26 protein-coding genes and 3 pseudogenes are annotated in these 19401 nt (G+C 35.5%); 8 read left to right on the top strand and 21 right to left on the bottom strand.

Annotated features, from left to right (window positions below; translation table 11 throughout):
• The 14 genes and pseudogenes from G7Y56_RS17505 to G7Y56_RS17445 all read right to left on the bottom strand — a co-directional run.
• The coding region (locus G7Y56_RS17505; protein WP_165045623.1) for a multicopper oxidase domain-containing protein at window positions 1-215 on the bottom strand (215 nt) is incomplete at its 3' end.
• A gap of 24 nt (window positions 216-239) precedes the next feature.
• A complete protein-coding gene (locus G7Y56_RS17500) occupies window positions 240-761 on the bottom strand; it encodes a DUF305 domain-containing protein (RefSeq protein WP_165045621.1) in 522 nt (173 codons plus the stop codon).
• A 13-nt stretch (window positions 762-774) separates the two neighbouring features.
• Window positions 775-1299 carry a DUF3347 domain-containing protein gene (locus G7Y56_RS17495; RefSeq protein ID WP_165045619.1) on the bottom strand — a complete coding sequence of 175 codons (525 nt, stop codon included), beginning with the start codon at window positions 1297-1299 and terminating at the stop codon, window positions 775-777.
• Window positions 1300-1323: 24 nt separating this feature from the next.
• The gene (locus tag G7Y56_RS17490; protein WP_165045617.1) at window positions 1324-1602 is read right to left on the bottom strand and encodes a heavy-metal-associated domain-containing protein; all 279 of its coding nucleotides are present in this window, start codon (window positions 1600-1602) and stop codon (window positions 1324-1326) included.
• 124 nt (window positions 1603-1726) lie between these two features.
• Window positions 1727-1917: pseudogene (locus G7Y56_RS18740) on the bottom strand (helix-turn-helix domain-containing protein); the annotation flags it as partial.
• Window positions 1918-1953: 36 nt separating this feature from the next.
• On the bottom strand, window positions 1954-2898 hold the full coding sequence (locus tag G7Y56_RS17480; RefSeq protein WP_165045615.1) for an NADP-dependent oxidoreductase: 945 nt from the start codon (window positions 2896-2898) through the stop codon (window positions 1954-1956).
• Between the two features lie 57 nt (window positions 2899-2955).
• Window positions 2956-3351: a VOC family protein gene (locus G7Y56_RS17475; protein WP_165045613.1), complete on the bottom strand. Its 396-nt coding sequence runs from the start codon at window positions 3349-3351 to the stop codon at window positions 2956-2958.
• A 35-nt stretch (window positions 3352-3386) separates the two neighbouring features.
• Window positions 3387-3509 carry a hypothetical protein gene (locus G7Y56_RS18735; RefSeq protein WP_255498793.1) on the bottom strand — a complete coding sequence of 41 codons (123 nt, stop codon included), beginning with the start codon at window positions 3507-3509 and terminating at the stop codon, window positions 3387-3389.
• A gap of 8 nt (window positions 3510-3517) precedes the next feature.
• Window positions 3518-4252: pseudogene (locus tag G7Y56_RS17470) on the bottom strand (SDR family NAD(P)-dependent oxidoreductase).
• Window positions 4253-4277: 25 nt separating this feature from the next.
• Window positions 4278-4691, bottom strand: a complete 414-nt coding sequence (locus G7Y56_RS17465) for a nuclear transport factor 2 family protein (protein WP_165045611.1) — start codon at window positions 4689-4691, stop codon at window positions 4278-4280.
• A gap of 92 nt (window positions 4692-4783) precedes the next feature.
• Complete coding sequence (locus G7Y56_RS17460; RefSeq protein ID WP_165045609.1) at window positions 4784-5623, bottom strand: nuclear transport factor 2 family protein; 840 nt, start codon at window positions 5621-5623, stop codon at window positions 4784-4786.
• Window positions 5624-5635: 12 nt separating this feature from the next.
• Window positions 5636-6547: a DMT family transporter gene (locus tag G7Y56_RS17455; protein ID WP_165045607.1), complete on the bottom strand. Its 912-nt coding sequence runs from the start codon at window positions 6545-6547 to the stop codon at window positions 5636-5638.
• On the bottom strand, window positions 6547-6954 hold the full coding sequence (locus tag G7Y56_RS17450) for a VOC family protein (protein WP_165045605.1): 408 nt from the start codon (window positions 6952-6954) through the stop codon (window positions 6547-6549). The genes G7Y56_RS17455 and G7Y56_RS17450 overlap by 1 nt, the downstream gene beginning before the upstream one ends.
• 26 nt (window positions 6955-6980) lie before the next feature.
• Entirely contained in the window at window positions 6981-7379 is a 399-nt protein-coding gene (locus tag G7Y56_RS17445) for a RidA family protein (protein ID WP_165045603.1), read from the bottom strand.
• A gap of 468 nt (window positions 7380-7847) precedes the next feature.
• On the opposite strand from G7Y56_RS17445, the pseudogene G7Y56_RS18910 reads away from it, so the two are divergent.
• Window positions 7848-8138, top strand: a pseudogene (locus G7Y56_RS18910) (DUF2938 family protein); the annotation flags it as partial.
• Window positions 8139-8266: 128 nt separating this feature from the next.
• Here the strand turns inward: G7Y56_RS18910 and G7Y56_RS18510 are convergent.
• A complete protein-coding gene (locus G7Y56_RS18510) occupies window positions 8267-8452 on the bottom strand; it encodes a tyrosine recombinase (RefSeq protein ID WP_165045601.1) in 186 nt (61 codons plus the stop codon).
• Window positions 8453-8951: 499 nt separating this feature from the next.
• Here G7Y56_RS18510 and G7Y56_RS17430 point away from each other — a divergent pair, with 499 nt between their 5' ends.
• The 3 genes from G7Y56_RS17430 to G7Y56_RS17420 all read left to right on the top strand — a co-directional run bounded on the left by G7Y56_RS17430 (window position 8952) and on the right by G7Y56_RS17420 (window position 10748).
• On the top strand, window positions 8952-9515 hold the full coding sequence (locus tag G7Y56_RS17430) for a Crp/Fnr family transcriptional regulator (RefSeq protein WP_165045599.1): 564 nt from the start codon (window positions 8952-8954) through the stop codon (window positions 9513-9515).
• Between the two features lie 106 nt (window positions 9516-9621).
• A complete protein-coding gene (locus G7Y56_RS17425; protein WP_255498792.1) occupies window positions 9622-10197 on the top strand; it encodes an NAD(P)H-dependent oxidoreductase in 576 nt (191 codons plus the stop codon).
• Complete coding sequence (locus G7Y56_RS17420; RefSeq protein WP_165045595.1) at window positions 10194-10748, top strand: flavodoxin family protein; 555 nt, start codon at window positions 10194-10196, stop codon at window positions 10746-10748. Before G7Y56_RS17425 ends, G7Y56_RS17420 begins: the two co-directional genes overlap by 4 nt.
• A 58-nt stretch (window positions 10749-10806) precedes the next feature.
• On the opposite strand, the gene G7Y56_RS17415 is transcribed toward G7Y56_RS17420, so the two are convergent.
• Both G7Y56_RS17415 and G7Y56_RS17410 read right to left on the bottom strand, forming a co-directional pair.
• Window positions 10807-11862 carry an SDR family oxidoreductase gene (locus tag G7Y56_RS17415; protein ID WP_165045593.1) on the bottom strand — a complete coding sequence of 352 codons (1056 nt, stop codon included), beginning with the start codon at window positions 11860-11862 and terminating at the stop codon, window positions 10807-10809.
• Window positions 11859-12656 carry a type 1 glutamine amidotransferase domain-containing protein gene (locus G7Y56_RS17410; RefSeq protein WP_165045591.1) on the bottom strand — a complete coding sequence of 266 codons (798 nt, stop codon included), beginning with the start codon at window positions 12654-12656 and terminating at the stop codon, window positions 11859-11861. The genes G7Y56_RS17415 and G7Y56_RS17410 overlap by 4 nt, the downstream gene beginning before the upstream one ends.
• Before the next feature lie 136 nt (window positions 12657-12792).
• Between G7Y56_RS17410 and G7Y56_RS17405 the strand changes: the two genes are divergently transcribed.
• From G7Y56_RS17405 to G7Y56_RS17390, 4 genes are all read left to right on the top strand, one after another.
• The gene (locus tag G7Y56_RS17405; RefSeq protein WP_165045589.1) at window positions 12793-13677 is read left to right on the top strand and encodes a LysR family transcriptional regulator; all 885 of its coding nucleotides are present in this window, start codon (window positions 12793-12795) and stop codon (window positions 13675-13677) included.
• A 263-nt stretch (window positions 13678-13940) separates the two neighbouring features.
• A complete protein-coding gene (locus G7Y56_RS17400; RefSeq protein ID WP_221412565.1) occupies window positions 13941-14276 on the top strand; it encodes an SRPBCC domain-containing protein in 336 nt (111 codons plus the stop codon).
• A gap of 173 nt (window positions 14277-14449) precedes the next feature.
• Window positions 14450-15265: a helix-turn-helix domain-containing protein gene (locus G7Y56_RS17395; protein ID WP_165045587.1), complete on the top strand. Its 816-nt coding sequence runs from the start codon at window positions 14450-14452 to the stop codon at window positions 15263-15265.
• Between the two features lie 74 nt (window positions 15266-15339).
• A complete protein-coding gene (locus G7Y56_RS17390; protein WP_165045585.1) occupies window positions 15340-15924 on the top strand; it encodes an NAD(P)H-dependent oxidoreductase in 585 nt (194 codons plus the stop codon).
• Window positions 15925-16100: 176 nt separating this feature from the next.
• Here the strand turns inward: G7Y56_RS17390 and G7Y56_RS17385 are convergent, their stop codons facing one another.
• From G7Y56_RS17385 to G7Y56_RS17370, 4 genes are all read right to left on the bottom strand, one after another.
• Window positions 16101-16382 carry a DUF302 domain-containing protein gene (locus G7Y56_RS17385; protein ID WP_165045583.1) on the bottom strand — a complete coding sequence of 94 codons (282 nt, stop codon included), beginning with the start codon at window positions 16380-16382 and terminating at the stop codon, window positions 16101-16103.
• Between the two features lie 211 nt (window positions 16383-16593).
• The gene (locus G7Y56_RS17380; protein ID WP_165045581.1) at window positions 16594-17730 is read right to left on the bottom strand and encodes an efflux RND transporter periplasmic adaptor subunit; all 1137 of its coding nucleotides are present in this window, start codon (window positions 17728-17730) and stop codon (window positions 16594-16596) included.
• Between the two features lie 3 nt (window positions 17731-17733).
• Complete coding sequence (locus G7Y56_RS17375) at window positions 17734-18942, bottom strand: TolC family protein (RefSeq protein ID WP_165045579.1); 1209 nt, start codon at window positions 18940-18942, stop codon at window positions 17734-17736.
• The gene (locus tag G7Y56_RS17370) at window positions 18932-19270 is read right to left on the bottom strand and encodes an efflux RND transporter permease subunit (protein WP_255498791.1); all 339 of its coding nucleotides are present in this window, start codon (window positions 19268-19270) and stop codon (window positions 18932-18934) included. The genes G7Y56_RS17375 and G7Y56_RS17370 overlap by 11 nt, the downstream gene beginning before the upstream one ends.
• Between the last annotated feature and the right edge of the window lie 131 nt (window positions 19271-19401).

Here is a 19401-nt window from a genome sequence, read left to right as displayed (position 1 = left end):
TGCACATAGACTACTGCCGTATCGCCTTCGGTGAAATAGAGCGTTGGCATAGGTATCTGCCCATTGACTGCTATTGCCTTTTTATTTTTCCCTGTATAATTCACAATCGTATCATTGATATATAAATTATATTCCTTGATGTTTTGTGACTTTACCGTGGGAATTATAAACGACAGCACAAAAATCGAAAATAGTATTTTACTAATTTTTTTCATATACAATGAGTATATATTTTTTGTTTACTTATTTTCAAATTTTTTCAGCTTTCGCTTCATAAATTCTATTTCTTCTGCTTGGGTTTTGAGTATGTTTTTTTGCAGCTGTATCAGTTCGGGGTCGGTAAGGTTTGCTTTTTCCGACATCAATACTGCGGCTGCGTGATGGGGTATCATACCTTTTACAAATTGTTTATCGCCAACATTTATTTGCTCCCGAATACCAAACCATGAAAAAATACCTATTGCAGCAGAAATTATTATAATGCCCCAATTGATCTTCTTGTTTTCATACATACCCTTCATTATCCATATTTCAATAATCAACATTGCAGAAACCATCAGCAAGGTCATATACAAATTATTAATGTTGTGGATAAGATTATTTAAACCGTCAATCATAGCATACATTATAAAATACATTGCTGCGAACATTACAACCGCCATAATTGCAAAGCGTTTGTACATTGCTAAAGAATGGTTGCCGCTATGCCCTTCATTTTTAGGGCTATGTTGCATTTCCTGTTTGTTTTCCATATTTTCCATAATAAAGGGGGGTTTATTTGTTGTTAATTGTTTCTTGTACGCTACCGCAGGTTAGCATTTTGGAACCGAAATAAGGATTCTTAATAACCTTATCCAGACTCAACCAATTTGCTCCGCCTTTTTTCTTGTTATACATCGGACAATGTTGATAATATACGGTTTTCCCGTATTTAGCAACTTTCATTAGTTCATACATATTTTCAGACAACGATATGAAATGCTCTCTGTGATTACCAATATTATTTGTACCTTTCATGTATTCAGCATCGAAATTGAGTTTGGATTGAAGATTCATCCAAACAGTGTGGCTGCTACCGAGTTTATCCATTGGTACGGCTGCTATGTTTTTGTATAAAGATTCGGCTGCACTTTGCGCCGCTTTGCCATCACTTGCAACTAAAGCATCTTTGAGTGCAAAGTATGATTGATAAACAGGTTGAAATGCCACAATGGCATCCTGATTCTGAGCACTGGCGGGCTGATTGTATGATACAATTGTCAAAAGAGTGACTGCTATTGCTAAAATTAACTTTTTCATTTTGATTCAATTTAGAATTTGTAATTACTTTCTGTATTTACAGCAATTAGGTAAGGCAGCATAAGTTGCTATGTCTGCTTCATATTTATCCGTATCATGACCTGCTTTGGCTATTGCCTTACTAATCATCTCTACTGATGTATCGGATTCATCGAAACTCAAGTGTAATTGCTTTGTGTTTTGATCCCAGTTTGCGGATGATACACCGCTGATCTCTTTAGCTGCATTTTCGATACGTGTCTTGCACATCGGGCAATTTCCCTGAACTTGAATTATAACTGTTTTTTGTTCTTTTGCTTCCATGTTTTCTTTTTTTTAATTGTTATGCTACAATAGTATATAATCACGTAATTTATTAATTACAATGCAAAGTTGGCAACAAAGAGCCTTTCGTATGTTATGTTATTTAGTGGATGATTTATAAGATTTACACTTTGTCGAGCGATTTACGTTTTTCGGTTCTTATATTTTTGAAGTGAGAAGGAGTGAGTCCCGTTATTTTTTTAATTGACTACTTAAGTAGGCAACGCTTGAATAGTTGAGTTTGAATGCAATCTCGCTTAAAGTCAATTCGTCATAAACCAAGAGTTCTTTAACCCGTTCGATTTTTTGAGGTAATAGAGGTAATTTCAATTTATTCATATTTAAACTGTTTTATAATATTATTACTATTTTCCCCACAGTACGTCCCGATTCTATCTGCAAATGAGCTTGTGGCATTTGCTCAAAGGAGAACGTTTTGGAAATATGCGATTTAACAACTCCTTTTTCTAATAGATCGGCTATCTGCTTCATATCTTCTCCATTGGATTCAACCATCATAAAAAAGCAACTGTTTACGCCTTTTTCTTGTGCTTTTTGTTTGGCTTCATCTGTTAATCCCGATGGGAGGTTAACAATTGTACCTCTAGACTTTAATACATCTAAAGAACGGATAAAATTATTACCTCCAATCGTTTCGAGGACAAAGTCAATGTCGCTTACCATTTTCTCAAAATCCTGACTTTTATAATCGATATGTTCGTCTGCCCCTAAGCCGAGAATGAAGTCTTTATTGGCAGCTGATGATGTTCCGATTACATAAGCTCCCAAATGCTTTGCTATCTGAACTGCATAATGACCTACTCCACCCGAAGCGGCATGTATAAGCACCCGATCACCAGCTTTTAGATGTCCCTTTTTGGTGAATGCCTGCCAGGCTGTTAAGGCGGCAAGCGTTGCTGCGGCAGCTACTTCAAAAAAAATATTCTGCGGTTTTATCGCTAGCTGCCAAGCCGGAGCCGATACATATTCAGCATATGCTTTGCCATGACCGACAAAGTTTACCATACCGAATACTTCGTCTCCAATTTTAAAGTTGTGAACTGCATTTCCTGTTTCGACAATTTCTCCTGCTATATCCCATCCTAAAATAATAGGATCATAATTTTTAAAGCTATCGGCTAATGCATAGCCTTGGCGTGTTTTTACATCTACAGGGTTTATGCTGATAGCTTTTACTTTTACCAAAACTTCGTCTTCTTTGATAGTTGGTGTTGGAATATCTTGTATTGTCAGATTATCCACACTTCCGAATTCTTTTAATATGATTGTTTTCATCTTGTTTTTGTTAATTAAAAGAGCCTTTCTATAAGAGAAAAAGACTCTTTATTTCACTTATTTTTTATATTTACTTACTTTCTCAGTATGTTGCACATATTCAAAAATAAGCCCATCCGGATTCTGAACTCCCATATTAAACCCCGTAAGATACTCTTGGGGTCCATATAATATGCTTACCTCTTCGTTCATAAGAAGGTCTGAATAGGCTTCATCAATAGATAGCACATAGATGGTAAGGGAAGTATTCTTAATTACAGGAAGGTTTTTCCATGTTTCTTCCAGCCCGGAGAGTATAAGTATATCACCAATTTCGACTAAGGTAATATCCAACTCCTGATAATAGAATTTCATAAAATAAGGCTTTTCATATAATTTCTCGTAAAAAAACACCTGAGCCTCTAGTCTTTCCGGAGTTGTATATATACGATAAAGTGTTCTTAATATTTCCATATTTCTCTTTTAATAAAATAAATATAAGAAAGTAGTTAATGATATACTTTCGGATTATAGAAGACCATTGCAGTTGGGCTTACCAAAGCAATAAATAGGTCTGAAACCTTATCATTGTCATTTTTGTCGGCTTCAACTGTCTTATTCCCCAAAATCATTTTACGTCTTATTCTTGTGCCGTATTTAGGATGTATATATCTTGTACGTTAACATGAGCCGGTTGAGATAAAGCATAAGCTATTGCATTTGCTATATCTTCGACTTTTAAAGAGGCATATATTTCATATTCTTTTTTTACTTGTTCCGCATCACCTTTATAACTGACAAGGGCGAAGTCGGTTTCTACTCTACCGGGGCATATCTGTGTAACTCGTATACCGTATTGTTGTAAGTCTAAACGCATACCTTTGCTCAAACCATCTACCGCAAACTTTGTAGCACAATATACATTTCCACTTTGGAAAGTTTCTCTTCCCACGGTAGAGCCAATGTTGATAATATGTCCTGATTTTCGTAAAACCATGCCGGGTGTTATTGCACGTGTTGCATATAATAAGCCCTTTATATTTGTATCTATCATGTTATCTCAATCGTGAATATCCCCTTCATGAATAAGAGAAAAATTACCCAGGCCCGCATTATTGACCAGAACGTCAATGTTACTCCACTCTGTTGGTATGTTCTTCAAAAGTGCGTCTTCCACTTCTGTGTGTACTCTGATATCAAAGCTAAGCGGTAAAACTTTTGACTCGTATTTCGATTCTATTTCTTTTTGCAGCTCGGTCAATCGTTCTGAGCGTCGTCCTGCAAGGATCAGGTTATAGCCTTCTTCTGCCAGTTTTAAGGCTGTAGCACGACCTATGCCTGATGTTGCTCCTGTTATTATTGCTATTTTTTTCATTTTTATATTTTTTATCTTGTAATTTTTATTTGAGTTTTCTATCTGATTCCTCAATAGGTAAATCATTTATACTAGCATATCGTTTTGTCATCAATCCATTTTCGTCAAACTCCCAGTTTTCATTGCCATAAGCTCTGTACCATTGCCCTTCCTTTGATTGGTATTCATATTCGAATCTTACAGCAATGCGATTGTTGGTATGCGACCAATATTCTTTTTGCAATTTATAATTGAGTTCTTTAATCCATTTGGCAGTTAAAAATTTAATAATTTCTTCTCTGCCATTAATGAATACATCCCTGTTTCGCCACTCACTATCTATTGTATAGGCTTTGGATACTTTCTCGGGATTCTGACTGTTCCACCCATCTTCGGCTAATTGAATTTTCTCTTTTGCTGTTTCCTCTGTAAATGGAGGAATTGGGTATCTTTTTTCCATGACTTGTAGTATTAATTGATGATTATAGATTGCTTAACGGATGTAACCGTTAAGCAAAAAACTGTTTATATTACTTTTATCTCTTAATTAATTTAGTATCCGAATCGCTCAGCATCCTCTCCTGCAAAATCGGGGTCTACATAAATATACATGCGGCTTATCAGATTATCTTTAATCGTAAAGACACTGCAAAATCGGGTTTTGGAAAAGGTTTTACCACTTTTCAGTATTCCGCTTTCAGTTCCTTCGACTATTACCCTGTTTTCAGAAATAACATAAGAAAAGTCACTTATTTCATGCGTCAGTTTTTCTATAAATCCCCTTGTCCATGCGATGAATCGATTGATTTCCGTCCGTCCTTTGGCTTCTCCGAATTTTGGATAGTAGATTTCCACATCTTCTGAAAACAGGGTATCTAAATCAGTCTCTCTTTTATCTGTTTTTTCAAAATACAGTATTACCAGATCAATAGCTGATGAATCTTTTATTTTTTGCTCTTCAATTTTACGCTCATCCTCTGTCAGTACTTTCACTAACTCCAAACTGTCTTCGGAGAAAAAATAATGTGTGATTTGTTTGTTTTTAACTGTAAAGTGCGTCATAAAATGGCTGTTAAACACTTTATTTGTTTTCAGCATGCGGGAAGATAAATATCCTACTGCCACTGCATTTTCACCTTCAACTACTAATTGTTTAGTGTCGAAAATCAAAGATTTAACATATTGTTTTTGAAGTGAAAAGAATTCTCTGACTTCTGCTTTGCTTGACCTGTTACCCAACCAGGGAGCTAAATCCTTATCTCCGGGAATCTCCCATTTAATGTCATCTGCTATAAGGTCGATTACTGCGTCAATATCATTTAATGATCTTCTTTTATAAAACTGTTCTACGATTGCTCTGGTTTCTTCTGTTGTATTGCTTTTTGTATTCATAATTTTTTTATTTTATAAGTTAGTAATAATTGTTTTTTTTCTCCTGTTCACGCCTATTATCCCTATAAGAATAATAGCGGCACCAACGATTTTCACCCAGTTTAAGCTATCTTTCAAAATAATAACTCCCGCAAAAATGGCTACAACAGAGACTAAATTTCCGAATACGCCTAGCTTGGATGCTTCTATTTTTGAATACGAATAGTTAGATAATGCCGATGTAGCTAATGACGATAATACACCTAAATAAAAAATGGAGATCAAGTATTCAATAGACAGGAACGATTCAAAATAATTCCCTGTTTCAGGATTAATTATGTATTGTGATATGGATAAAACATTAAATAATATAGCACCCACTGTGATACAGAAAAATGTAATCTGAAATACCGAAAATCTCTCTTTGTATTTTCTTACCAAGACGGCGTAAATGGAAAATACTGCGGTAGATAGTGAAAATATAAGATAACCTAAAACGGATCCTTCTCCATTTATTCCTTGCATGGCGAAAATGAATAACACACCGGAAACAGAAAGAAGTGTAAATAATTTTTGCTTCCCCAATATTTTTTCGTTCAGTATAATTACTGCTGCAACCAAGGTCAATATAGGTTGTATCGCCTGAATAATTCCGGCTTCGGCAGATGATATATAGTTTAGTCCCCAAATCTGAAACCCGAACAATAAAACAGGATAAAGTAATGCCATTAATAATATAGTACCAATATCAGCCCTTTTGAGTTTTATTTCTTTACGCTTTATAATAGCAAAAGGTAATATAAATAGCAATGCAATACTAAACCTATGTGCCAATATAGCCATCGGATTTTCGTGTGTTAGTGCTATTTTCACAAACAAGAACGATAATCCAATAATGAATGATGATAGTATTGCGGCTAAGTAGCCTTTTGTACTTTCTTTCATTACTTATCGTAATTCAGATACCAGTGGATTCCGTACTTATCAATTAATGTCACGAGCATCGAAGCTGTGGAAGTTTGGGCAAAGTCCATTGTCACATTTCCATCCACTTTCAATTTCTCAAAGACCGTTTTTTGTTCTTTCTCATTATCGAATGATACAGTCATTGCGATAGTATCGCCAACTGTTACTTTCTGTCCTTCAAAACCATCGGAGGCATAAAAGTTGATACCTTCTGCCATAAATTCGGCATGGGCAATTTTATCTTTGAATTGTTCGGAGACATTATACTTTTCAGCTTCTGCGTATTTCTGCATAAAGAATATTTCACCGTCAAAACAGTCTTTATAGAATAAGAGTGCTTCTTCGCACTTATTATTGATAATCAGGTAAGGGGTTAGATATTTCATTACTACTGGGTTTTATAAATGGAAATTCAATCTACTGCACTGTCGGCAACAGCTATAGCATCGATTTCTATAAGGGCATCGGGAGAATACAAAGAGGACACTTCGACAATTGTATCGGCAGGATAAGGTTCACAGAAATATCGCCCGCGCAATTCTACAATTTTCGAGAAATTAGACATATTCCGAAGAAATATGGTCACTTTAATTACATTTTTCAAAGATGAACCACCTGCGTTCAGCACTTTTTCTAAATTTTGAAAAGTTCGCTCCGCTTGTATATCAAAATTGCCGATGCCCACCAGATTCCCGGAGTCGTCAATAGCTGTTTGTCCAGAAATATACAACATATCGTCAACTCGATAGCCTTGGGCTAATCTAAATGGTTCGTATGGATCGGGATTGATTATAATTCTATCTATTTTCATGATTCATTTTAATTAAGATTGTATTCAATTTCTGACTAAAGGTAGTCCTGATAACAAGTAATCTTATTACATAAAAACGCAATTATATTACAAGATTCACTGGTTAAGAGTAAGTAGAAATAACAGCCATAAAACAAATAATCTACGGCCTTTTTTTCATATATATTGTTAATGAAGTATTTCCGATCGCATCTTTTGCGATTGGACTATAGACTATAAAAACACCTGATTCTGTCAAAGGAGATGTTATCCGGAAAGTATAAGGGAGTATAATACATAAAACAAGTCTAAGGGGGTATTGTTATGCGAAAAAACGAATCTTAACTTATCTGCAAAATGAATACCTTTTGATTTAACTATAAATACATACAAATGAGAAAGGATTGTTGTACCTTTTACAAACGGCATCTTACCTGTTTTTGTTTTGTTACAAAGAATTGAATAATAACTAGGAAAATAAAGTGAAATATGGAAACTATCATAAGAATTACGGTGATTGGAATCAGGGCTACTTTACTGATGGATATGTGGTCTTATCTTTTGTCTTATTTTAATATTAAGACCTTAGATTATAGATTGGTGGGCAGGTGGATAGGTAATTTCTTTAACGGTAAATTCATACACGAAAATATAACTCGTACACCAACTGTTCGTTATGAGGCGATAATAGGCTGGAGTGTACACTATTTTATCGGAATAATTTTTTCATTCGTATTGGTTGCGTGCTTTGGAATTAGACTGGCTTTATCGCCCGACTTTATTGCCTGCATTAATTATAGGTATTATTACTATCGTTGCACCTTTTTTCATTATGCAACCGGCTTTTGGATTCGGCATAGCAGCTTCAAAACTGAACAATCCATCAGTTGCAAGATTTATAAGTGCTTTTACCTCAACTCAACTACATTATTCTGCGCATAACAATTCATCATATTATCGAACTTATCTTTTACAAGATATACTTCCTGTTTCACCTTTTGATTTAATATCTTGGCATATATCTGAGTCGTCTTAATATCGGTATGACCAAGCATCATGGAAACGCTCTCTATGCTCACTCCTTTAGTGAGCATAGTTGTCGCAAAGGTATACCTTCCAGTGGGTGGAAAGGTTCTTTTTGATGCCGCACAGGGCTGCTATCTCCTTAATATAGATATTCATATTCTGACAGGCACTCACCGGAAGCAATTGTTCATTGGGTAGGTTCGCATCTTCATACTTCTTTAAAATCATTTGCGGGATATCGAGTAAAGGAATATGGGATTCATTGCCTGTTTTGTGCCTGTCCTTGATAATTGCAATGAAGATGGTTATTGCCTGACTATCGGATAGTCAATTAGATTTATTCTGATATTTCTTTCCAGTATCCTCCTCTAAGGCATGTTTAACAAAACAAACTTCAAATTCTGAAATAAATTCATCACACAAATAAAAAATATCTGTAATTTCGCATAATAGATAGCTTTTTGAATTAAAAATTTGAAAATCAAAAGTTTAGAAATAATTAAAATATATCTATTGTCCTAATTTATAAGACATTATATTATATAGAGATCGCATTAAACTATAATTATGATATCATACTTCGATTCTTTCAATATACTTTCTGAAAATGAGTTAAATGAGTTAGAAAATTATTTGACCTGCCGCACATTGAATAAAAATGACTTTTTAATTAAAGAAGGTAGAATTTGTAACGAAGTTGCTGTCATCAAATCGGGTATCTTACGTTCTTATTGTTATTGCTATAAAGGAACAGAAGAAACAAACAATATTTACTTCCAGGGAGAAATAGCTATGGCCTATTCCAGTATGCTGACACAGACGCCATCGGAAGAGAATATTCAAGCATTAGTCCCCACCGAATTAAGTATAATTAGAAAAAGTGATTTGGATAAATTCTTTGCATCAGGTGCCAACTGGCAAAAAATTGGCCGTCTGATGACTGAAAAACAGTATTTAAGTTTGGAAGACCATATATTTAATCTACAAAAACGTACAGCCAAAGAACGTTACGAAAAGCTACTGAAAGAACAACCACAATATATACAAAAAGTTCCACTTCAATATCTGGCATCCTATTTGGGAATGACCCAACGCCATTTGAGCCGTATAAGAAAAGACATCAATTTCTGATGTTTGCTTAAAATTATGGTTTTGTAATTTTTGGACATTTGTCCTTTTTTATCGTTTTAAGCATCAATAACTTTGTGTTCTTATTTTATAATTAAAGTTTGAGATGATGAATATACTTATAATAAATGGGCATCCGGATAAAGAAAGTTTTAATCATGCTTTGCAGCAGGCTTATAAAGAAGGAGCATTATCCTTCGGTCATAAGATCAAAGAAATTACCATGTCTGACATGGATTTTTCGCCAAATCTACAACAAGGTTATCGTAAACGGACAAATCTGGAGCCGGATCTTCTGGATGCCTGGGAGAAGATAAAATGGGCAGAACACATGGTTTGGATTTATCCTACATGGTGGGGAGGAATGCCTGCTATAATGAAAGGATTTATTGACCGTCTGTTTCTTCCAGGATTGACATACGAATATCAAGAAAAATCTTCAATCCCTAAGAAGCTCTTAAAAGGAAAAACTTCAGAGATTATCACTACAATGGATGCTCCTATATGGTACTATAAGTATATTATGGGTAACACAGGTGTCAAAATGTTAAAAATAGGCATTCTTGCTTTTTGTGGTGTTAAGAATAAACGGGTCACATATTTATCAATAGTTAAGTCTTCTACGGAAAACCAACGTAATAAATGGCTTTCAAAAGTAAAAACAATAAGTAAGAGTTTGAGATGAGAAAGAAAAATATTCTTGTATTAACCGGTAGTGCCCGCAAGGGAGGCAACTCAGATAGGCTGGCAGATGCATTTATCAAGGGAGCAAATAGTGTAGGTCATCAGGTCGTTAAATATAATACTGCCTCTAAAAACATGAAACCATGCATTGATTGTAAAGCTTGTTTCCGTAATGATATTCCTTGTTTATTCGATAAGGATTTCAATGAGCTATCCACTTATTTAGACACATCTGATGTCATTGTGTTTGCGACACCTCTTTATGCCTACTCTTTTCCGGCAGCTCTTAAACTAGCAATAGATAAGTTTAACACATACTTAGTTGGAGAAAAAGAAATTAATATAAAAGAAAGTATATTACTAGTTACCGCAGGAGAAGACAATAAAGAGGTATTTGCAGGTATTGTGAGTACGTACAATTCTATAGTGCGTATAGCAAATTGGAGCAATCGTGGTATTATTACCGTAAACGGGCTTATGGATAAGAAGAGCATTTTAAAAACAGATGCTTTGAAAGAAGCAGAGAAATTAGGGCAAAGTATTAGAAGATAGCCAAAAGGCTATCTTCTAATATATCGAACTCACGTTATTTTAATAACTCTCTCCTCTCTTATGCAGGAATAATCTTGTATTCTTTCAATTGATCGAATACCCTTTTAAAAGATTCAAAACTATCTGTCTGCATTTCATGAAACCCATGCCTTCTTAATTTACTCACATCAAAGAAAGCATCATACACGTTATTAAAAATAAAATCTCCAAACGGCCATTGTACGAGCCGATCAAATTTATGATTCTCAAGCTTATATTTATTTACAATCTCTTGCCAGAGAGCATCTTTGTCTTTCATATAGGCAGCTAAGGAAAAAGTCTGAGGCTCATCAACAGGCACTCCAAAATATTCACCGATTTTCGGCCAGACTTCTTTCCATCTGAAAATATCCCCATTTGTAATATTGAATATCCCGTTCTGACAAGATTCATGAAGCGATACATATTCCATCCCCTTAGCCAGCAGTTGTGCATCAGTGACATTAACCAGTACGTGATATGCTTTCTCATTACCGGGGAATCGCATGGATACATTCAGCTCTTTACAAAGAGTAGCATAAACAGCAATTAACGTAGCCAGATTCATCGGATTCCCAATAGCCATTCCGACAATCATATCAGGACGAAGAGCCGTCCAGTTCCAATTTTTATCTGCTGATTGTTGCCTTAGGAAATCTTCCTGATCATAATAAAAATTAGGAGGAAAATGTCTCGAATCTGTTTCTTTTGCCGGGGTTTTGTACATACCCAGATGAGCACCATAAGCCTTACCTCCCTGTATGAAAGTGCTATGCTCGAAGTTAGGTGCAACCTTTTCAATACCTGTTATCAGATTCTTTAATAATAAGGTATTTACCGTTGTCTGTTCTGCTAAATTACCCTTCTCTATATAAGCACCGAAAAATATGTGCGTGACATTTTTGAGTTTTTCCCTTTGTTTTTCTACAGCATCAGGGTCTGTCAGATCCAACCGGACAAAGTCAGCACGGCTACTATAAGTGAGAGGAGAATGAGAAGAGATAATTAAGTTCCATTCGTTACTATCCTCAAGATAGGAAGCTATGTTACAACCTATAATTCCATTTCCTCCAAGAATCAATGCAGTTTTCTTCATTTATTTTCTTTGTTTAGTTCTTTTAGAATAGCTTCGCCAACGCCATGAGCAGATTGTGGATTCTGACCTGTAATAACCCGTTGGTCAACTGTAACGTGAGGTTGAAAAGAAGCCGACTTTTCAAATTTAGCTCCACGCTCAATCAGTTTACTCTCTAGCATGAATGGTACTACATTCTCCAGCTTCACTGCGATCTCTTCCTCATTCGTGAAACTATTGATTTTCTTCTCTTTTACAAGATAATCTCCGCTACTCAATTTAATATTGACAAGTCCGGCAGGACCATGGCATACCGCACTCACGATACCGTTATTTTCATAAATCTGAGTTGCTATTGTTGCCAGTTCTTTATTATCTGCAAAATCCCACATAGCACCGTGACCTCCTGCGTAAAAAATGGCTGCATAGTTTTCCGGAATAATTTCTGTCGGCTTCATCGTGTTTTCTATTTTTTCACGATACACTTTATTTTCCCAGAAAACCTTATTTATAGAATCGTTTAAATCGAAACCATCCACCGGAGCTTTCCCTCCCAAAGGGCTGACAAAATCAATCTCATATCCGGCACCGTGCAATACGTGCCAGGGATGAGACACTTCAGAAAGATAATAGCCCGTAGGTTCTCCTGTGCTGCCTTTTTTATCGTGGCTTGTAACTACAAACAGGATTTTCTTTTTCATGTCGTTTGTTTTTGATGATTGTTCTTTTAACTTCTCTTTTGTATTTTGACCGTAAGCCGTAAAAATGCCGGCACTTAATACTATTAATAATAAAACACTTCTCATCTTTTTCATCTTTCTCATTTTTGGTTTAATTAATTCAACATTCATTTTAAAGAAAAGTTTCTTTTGACAAAGATCGTAATTATATTACTATAAATATGATACGAAAATATTGACAACTCTATTAGAATATTTATACCTTTGCTATATGATTAATTTAGAATGGTATCGGACATTCAATGCGATTTACCAGCAAGGCAATATGACCAGGGCAGCATTGGACTTACAAATCTCACAACCGAATGTGAGCTTACATCTGGCTGCTTTAGAGAATCATGTGGGTGGTAAACTTTTCGAGAGGGTTCCCAAGGGGCTAATTCCCACGGAACTGGGTAAACATTTATATACCCAGATAACAGAGGCTGTCCAAAAACTCGAATCGGTAGAAATCAATTACAGCAAATCAGGATTGAAACTGACTTCTACTATTCATCTGGGTACTCCTTATGAGTATTTTTATACAGAAATGACTCGTAAGATAAGTCATTCGGCTTCGAATATCATTACCATTTTCGGTACAACCAAAGAGTTAATGAATCTGCTCGAAAAAGGAGACCTTGATTTTGTAGTAGCTACACAAAAAGGATCAAATAATAATATTACATATGAGCCTTTATTTAAAGAGTCATTTATTATAGTGGGTAGTCCGCATATAGACTTTCCTGCTTTTACTGAGAGTCTAAAAAATGAGGTAATTAACGATGCTGAGGAATGGTTATTGGATCAGGAATGGTTTGCCTATAGTAGCGACCTGGCATTTATCCGCCGTTTCTGGAAAGTAAATTTCAATAAAAGGCCTTTAATAAAACCAAAATATGTGATACCCGACCTCAATTATATTATTAAAGCCTTAAGCCTGGGTAATGGTATTACAGTGGTAGCGGATTATCTGGCTAAAGAGTTTTTAGCAGACGGGCGTATCGTTAAAATATGGGATGGAGTGGTACCTTCTGTTAACGAGCTTTATTTGGCATATGATAAAACGAAAGTATCGACTCTGAAAGTGGATGAGATGAAGAGACTTATTCTTTAGCGAGGGTAGATTTTTCTATTCGTTAGAAATAAGTTATCAATTTAATAAAAAGGGACTGGAAAACCTCGAAAACCTCGTTATCTCATAACTCACTATTTGGATGCTTCAACTCACTATAATAGTAATATTGGATGAGAGTTTGTTTACCTATAAGTTATTAAATATCAGATAAAATTCATAAACTATATCATAATGATGGTTGTTTTAATTATAGTAAAACTTGGCTTTATGCTAAAGTGGACGATAAATTAAAAAATGCAACCATGAATAATAAAAGTTATACCATTGTCTTCTCTGTAGACCAAAGTCCGGAAGAAGTCTTCGCTGCGATCAATAATGTGAGAGGATGGTGGTCAGGAAAAATTGAGGGTAATACTACTAAGCTCGGCGACGAGTTTACTTACCGTTACGAAGATGTACATTACTCAAAACAAAAAATAACAGAGCTAATCCCTAACAAAAAGATTGTTTGGCATGTGGTGGATGCTAACCTTAATTTTGTAGAGAGAACAAAAGCGAATGGAAGGGCACTGATATTGTATTTGAAATTGTTAAAAAAGAAGGCAATACAGAAGTACACTTCACTCACGTCGGACTGATGCGGGCATCCGAATGTTATGAATCTTGCTCGGCTGGATGGGGAATGCTCATAAACGGTAATTTACGTAAGTTGATTACTACAGGGCAAATTCCTTCCGATCCATTCGCATAGATTTCGGAAAAGGTCACTATTAATCGCAGAGAATATATAAATGAGGAAACAGATAATAATATGGGAGAAGACAAACAAGGATATATTAGCTCTCAAATAACTATCCCCTCAGAATTTGAGGATGTATTTACTTACTTCTATGTCGCTGAAAACAGAAGCGACCAGACAGTAATTAAAACCTTATTACCTTCTTTCCAAACAATTCTGATTTTCAGTTTTGGTAATACAGTAAACCTGAAGTCGAAAGAAGACAGTACACTCGCTATGGATAAATGTGTTGTCCTGGGTCCTATCAAACGAGCCCTTGATTATTCTCTTTCTGCCGGTTCGGCTATCCTTGTTGCTAACTTTAAAGAGGATGCTTTTTACCGTTTCTTCGGACAAGTCATTTCATTGAACCTAGCCATTAATCCCGATGAGTTAATCGGTGAAAACTGTTTTACTCATTTATGGCATTCATTAAACAAAATTAAATCATCAAAAGACAGAGTTGACTTTATTCTGGACTTCTGCCGACCCTATCTGAAAAATAGAGAACCGGCATTTGTGCATTTCTCTGACACCCCTGAAAATAATAATATCAGCCCTATAAAGGCAATAGCTCAGGCGACCAATAAGAGTGAGCGTATGGTGCAACTCAATCATAAAAAATTCTATGGATATACGGCAAAAGAAGTCACTCGCTACAAGCGTTTTTTACTGGCTATTGAATTATTACAAACTAAATCATCTGATGTGGATTGGTTTGAGATAATAAATACATGCAACTATTATGATCAGAGTCAGCTGATACACGATTTTAAGTACTACATCAAACTGACCCCGACTCAGTACTTAAAATTTCAACATGATATTTGTAAGGTCAATAAGGAATAGGCATTTCGTTTTCTTACAATCACAGTCTGGTCCAACTCACTACATTTGCTTTATAAATTATAAAAAACAAGAATATGAAGCATCTTATTATTTATGCCCATCCTAATGAGGCCAGTTTGAATAACTCTCTAAAAACGAAAGTTGTAAAAGCATTACAGGCAGACCATGAAGTAATAGTGCGTGACCTGTATCAAATGAATTTCAATCCTATACTTTCGCTTGAAGATATAGCCGGCCAACGTAGAGGAGAGGTTGCACCGGACGTGAAGCGAGAACAAGAGTATATCCTTTGGGCAGACCATATTACTTTCATATATCCTATTTGGTGGACAGGAATGCCCGCTATAATGAAGGGTTATATTGACAGGGTATTCAGTTATGGATTTGCTTACCGCTACGATCAGGGTATACAAAAAGGATTGCTAGGTAACAAACCGACAATTATCATTAACACGCATGGTAAATCGAATGCCGAATACGAAGCCATTGGCATGGATAAAGCTTTACTGCTAACATCTGATATGGGTATTTATACTTATTGCGGATTGGATATCAGAAAACATTTTTTCTTTGATAAGGCTGATAAAACCACACCGGAAAGTGTTGATGGATGGATAGAGCAACTTTTCAGATCATATAAAGTATTAAATATTCATTAAATTTAAATTTAGAAATCCTTGTCTGAATTATTTCTATGTTACTTTTTTATAACTAATTTCAACTACTGAGGGCATTAATAATTAGGATTGAATGATTATCTTGTCTTGATATAGGTTCACATAAAAAAACACTCACCAACTAAATATTGATGAGTGTTTTACTTATATAACAAACTTTACATTTCCTTCAGTTCATCAGCAATCAGCGGAGAATACATTCTTTCGGCATCTTTCTCCAATAATCTGCCTGAATATTCAGGCTTACATATCTCTATGATTTTAACTGGTAATACTTCTTTCCCATTTTTATGGAGTGTTTCTTGCAAATCATGTACTACCGATATTTTCCAGTTGGCAGATAAAAATTCGCCGGAGAGTTTGTCTACTGTTTCCTCTAAATTATAACAGCTTTCATTGTTTAAGAAGATATTGTTCAAGTTTGATGCTTTTGTTTTCATATTTTATTTCTATTTTATTGTTCTAAATTTAGACAAGCTTTATTGAAAAAGATCTTATCTTGATAACAAAGAACAGTGCCGAACTGTTTAAAGATACTCTCTCCCTGCTTTACATCTTCCTTCCTTTCATTTATATTACACAGCTATTATCTTAACGATACTTAATGTGTTTTACCTCAAAGATCAAGAGCGAAAATAAAGCATTGAAATTTTAAATAACATCAAACACACCTTTTACCAATATGCGGGCATCGGCTTTAATATTAGTATCGGGGATGACTTCAATCCATTCACCATTCCGATCTCCGGTTTTAACAAGAGTCTTACGGAAAGTATAATTACCCTCTTTTTCTGATTCTAAAACTAATAGAAATTGGTTGCTTTCTTCGCTTGTCAAAGCATCCACTGGTACACTCAATACTTTTTTAGAGCTTGCAACAATCTGGGCTTCAACAAACATACCCGTCAGCAATTTTTGCTTGGTAGATTCATCTAAAGTAGCATAAACAGTAACAATGCGGTCATTGCCTTCCACCGATTTACCGATAAGTGATATTGTTGCCTCAAATTCATCAGATGAAATTTGTGGGATAATGAATTTTACCTTTTGATCCTTTCTCAGATCGAATACATTTTTCTCAAAAACGGATAACTCCAGATGCAAGGATTTAGTATCGACTATTTCCATTATTACGTCGCTGGGAGATACCGCCATACCCATATTTGTGTTTATTATCGTAATATCTCCTGAGATAGGAGCATAAACAGTAATTGTCGATGACAGCCTTCCTTGTTCGACCTGTTCGGGATTAATATTCAGCATACGCAACTTCTGGCGGAGGCTTTCGTAATTAGCTTTAGCCATTTTATAATCGCTTTCGGCTTCCAGATATTTTTTCTGAGAAGCAATCTTTTCATTGAACAGCGTTTTCTGTCTTTCATACTCTGATTTGAGGTAAAATAATTGTCCGAAAATTTCGAGATAAGATTGTTGTATATCCAGATAATCGGGACTCTCTAAAGTTAACAAAGCCTGCCCTTTAGATACCTTATCGCCTACCATATGGGATAACGATTTTACAAAACCACCGACAAAAGAAGTCACTTTTGCTCTTTTCTGAGGAGGAACATCAATCTTACCTGAAGCTTTGATAACCACATCAAAATCTTTTTTGATTAATGGTGAGATTTCCATTTTCATGGTATTGAATTGATCTTTGGTAACCACAACTAAAGAGCTATCTTTTCCGACAACAGATATATCTTCTCCTGTTTTCTTTTCTCCACTACACGCTGCAAAGCCAAATGCTACTACTAGAATTGAGAATATATAAGTATACTTTTTCATCTTCTATTCGTTAAAATTAAAATAATGTAGTTCTAAATAAGAATTATTGTATAACAGAACACTTTCGAGGTAATCTACCTCTATGCTGATCGCATTTTCGAGACTCTGTATGTATTGGAAGAAGTCTATTTCCCCGTTTTTATAGCCCATCTCCGCAGTTTTAAGAATCTCCTGAGATAGATCTTTCCCATTCTCGTTGTAATACCTGATCATTTCGTTATGCTGATCCAATTCGGCTTGTTTTTGCATGTAGAAACGCTCCATTTTTATTTCTTTGTTACTACGTTCGGCTTCCCAGCTTAACAGATCGAGCTTTGCGGTTTTCTTTTTGGCAATATTTCCCGAAAAAAACAATGGAATAGATACCCCAATCTGAAAACCATTCTGATAGTATCCTAAGCCTCTCGTGGTTCCTGTAAAAAGCTCTATGTTAATGTCGGGCAGCCAATTGTGATTTTGAAGCTTCATCTGCGATTTATAGGTTTGGCTAACTCTCTCCATATATTCGGTTTGAAGGATTCGTCCTATACCCGCATTCTCTAAATATAGAAGTTCAAGATTATCTTTGCTGATGAGTGGAATTTCGTCACTTTGCACCAACGCCTTTAATTGCTCATAGCTTGCTCTTTTTTGGCTTATCAACTGTACTAAGGTCGTATGTATTTGTTTTGACTTTGCTTTAGCCGTTATTTTCTCCAGGTAATTCGATTCACCCAATTCGAATCTGCGGCTGCCGGCTCTCGAAAATTCGGAATACAAAGTGTCGAGGTGCTGATAAAACTTTTCTTTATTCCGTAAATAAACGATCTGTTCATATAACTGCGATATATCCAGTATGAGTTTATTCTCTTCTATGTTGTACAAAGCTTTCTTTTGCTCCCATTGAGATTTATACACATTACGCTGTGCTCCGTAAACTGTCGGAAACAAGAAGGTTTGCTCAACACCCAATACCCGTAATGCCTTGTCGTTGGCTGCAATATTATTTTCATCGTAACCGTGGTATATCGAAGTCTTATTAAAGTCATATGCAGTAGCTATATTGGCTTTAGAGGATTCTACCTGTAACTGATATGATTTCAGGCCTTTATTATTTTTAAATGCCAGCTCTATCAGATGGCTGAGTTCTGTGCTCATATTCTGACTATATGCAGATGTACCTGACAGAATAAAGCTTACTGAAACAAGTATTTTAATATGTCTATTTATCATTACTAACCAGTTTTTTATCAAACATTTTAAATAGAACAGGCAAGACAATCATGGTCAACATGGTAGCCGTTACAAGTCCACCGATCACAACCGTAGCCAACGGACGTTGTACCTCAGCTCCTGCTGAAGAAGATATTGCCATCGGAAGAAATCCTAATGCCGCCGCTGCTGCTGTGAGTGTTACGGGACGCAGGCGGTCGACAGTTCCTTTCAATATCAATTCGTCAATGTTTTTCATACCTTTTTGACTAAGCTCTTTTAAATGCTCTATCAGTACAATTCCATTTAAAACAGCAATACTGTATAATATAATTGAAAAGTAGTCCACTTAGTAATTGAAAAGTATACCACTAAGTGTCTCGGATGAGATTGGCTAAAGATATTTATTCTTCATCAGGTTGTAACATTTTTTTAGTTTCTTTAACTCTGTACGACTGTCCATTCATGTTGATAAGGTAT

It is taken from the genome of Dysgonomonas sp. ZJ709 (assembly GCF_011039195.1).
Lineage (GTDB): Bacteria > Bacteroidota > Bacteroidia > Bacteroidales > Dysgonomonadaceae > Dysgonomonas.
This window is presented reverse-complemented; position numbering and strand designations above follow the sequence as displayed.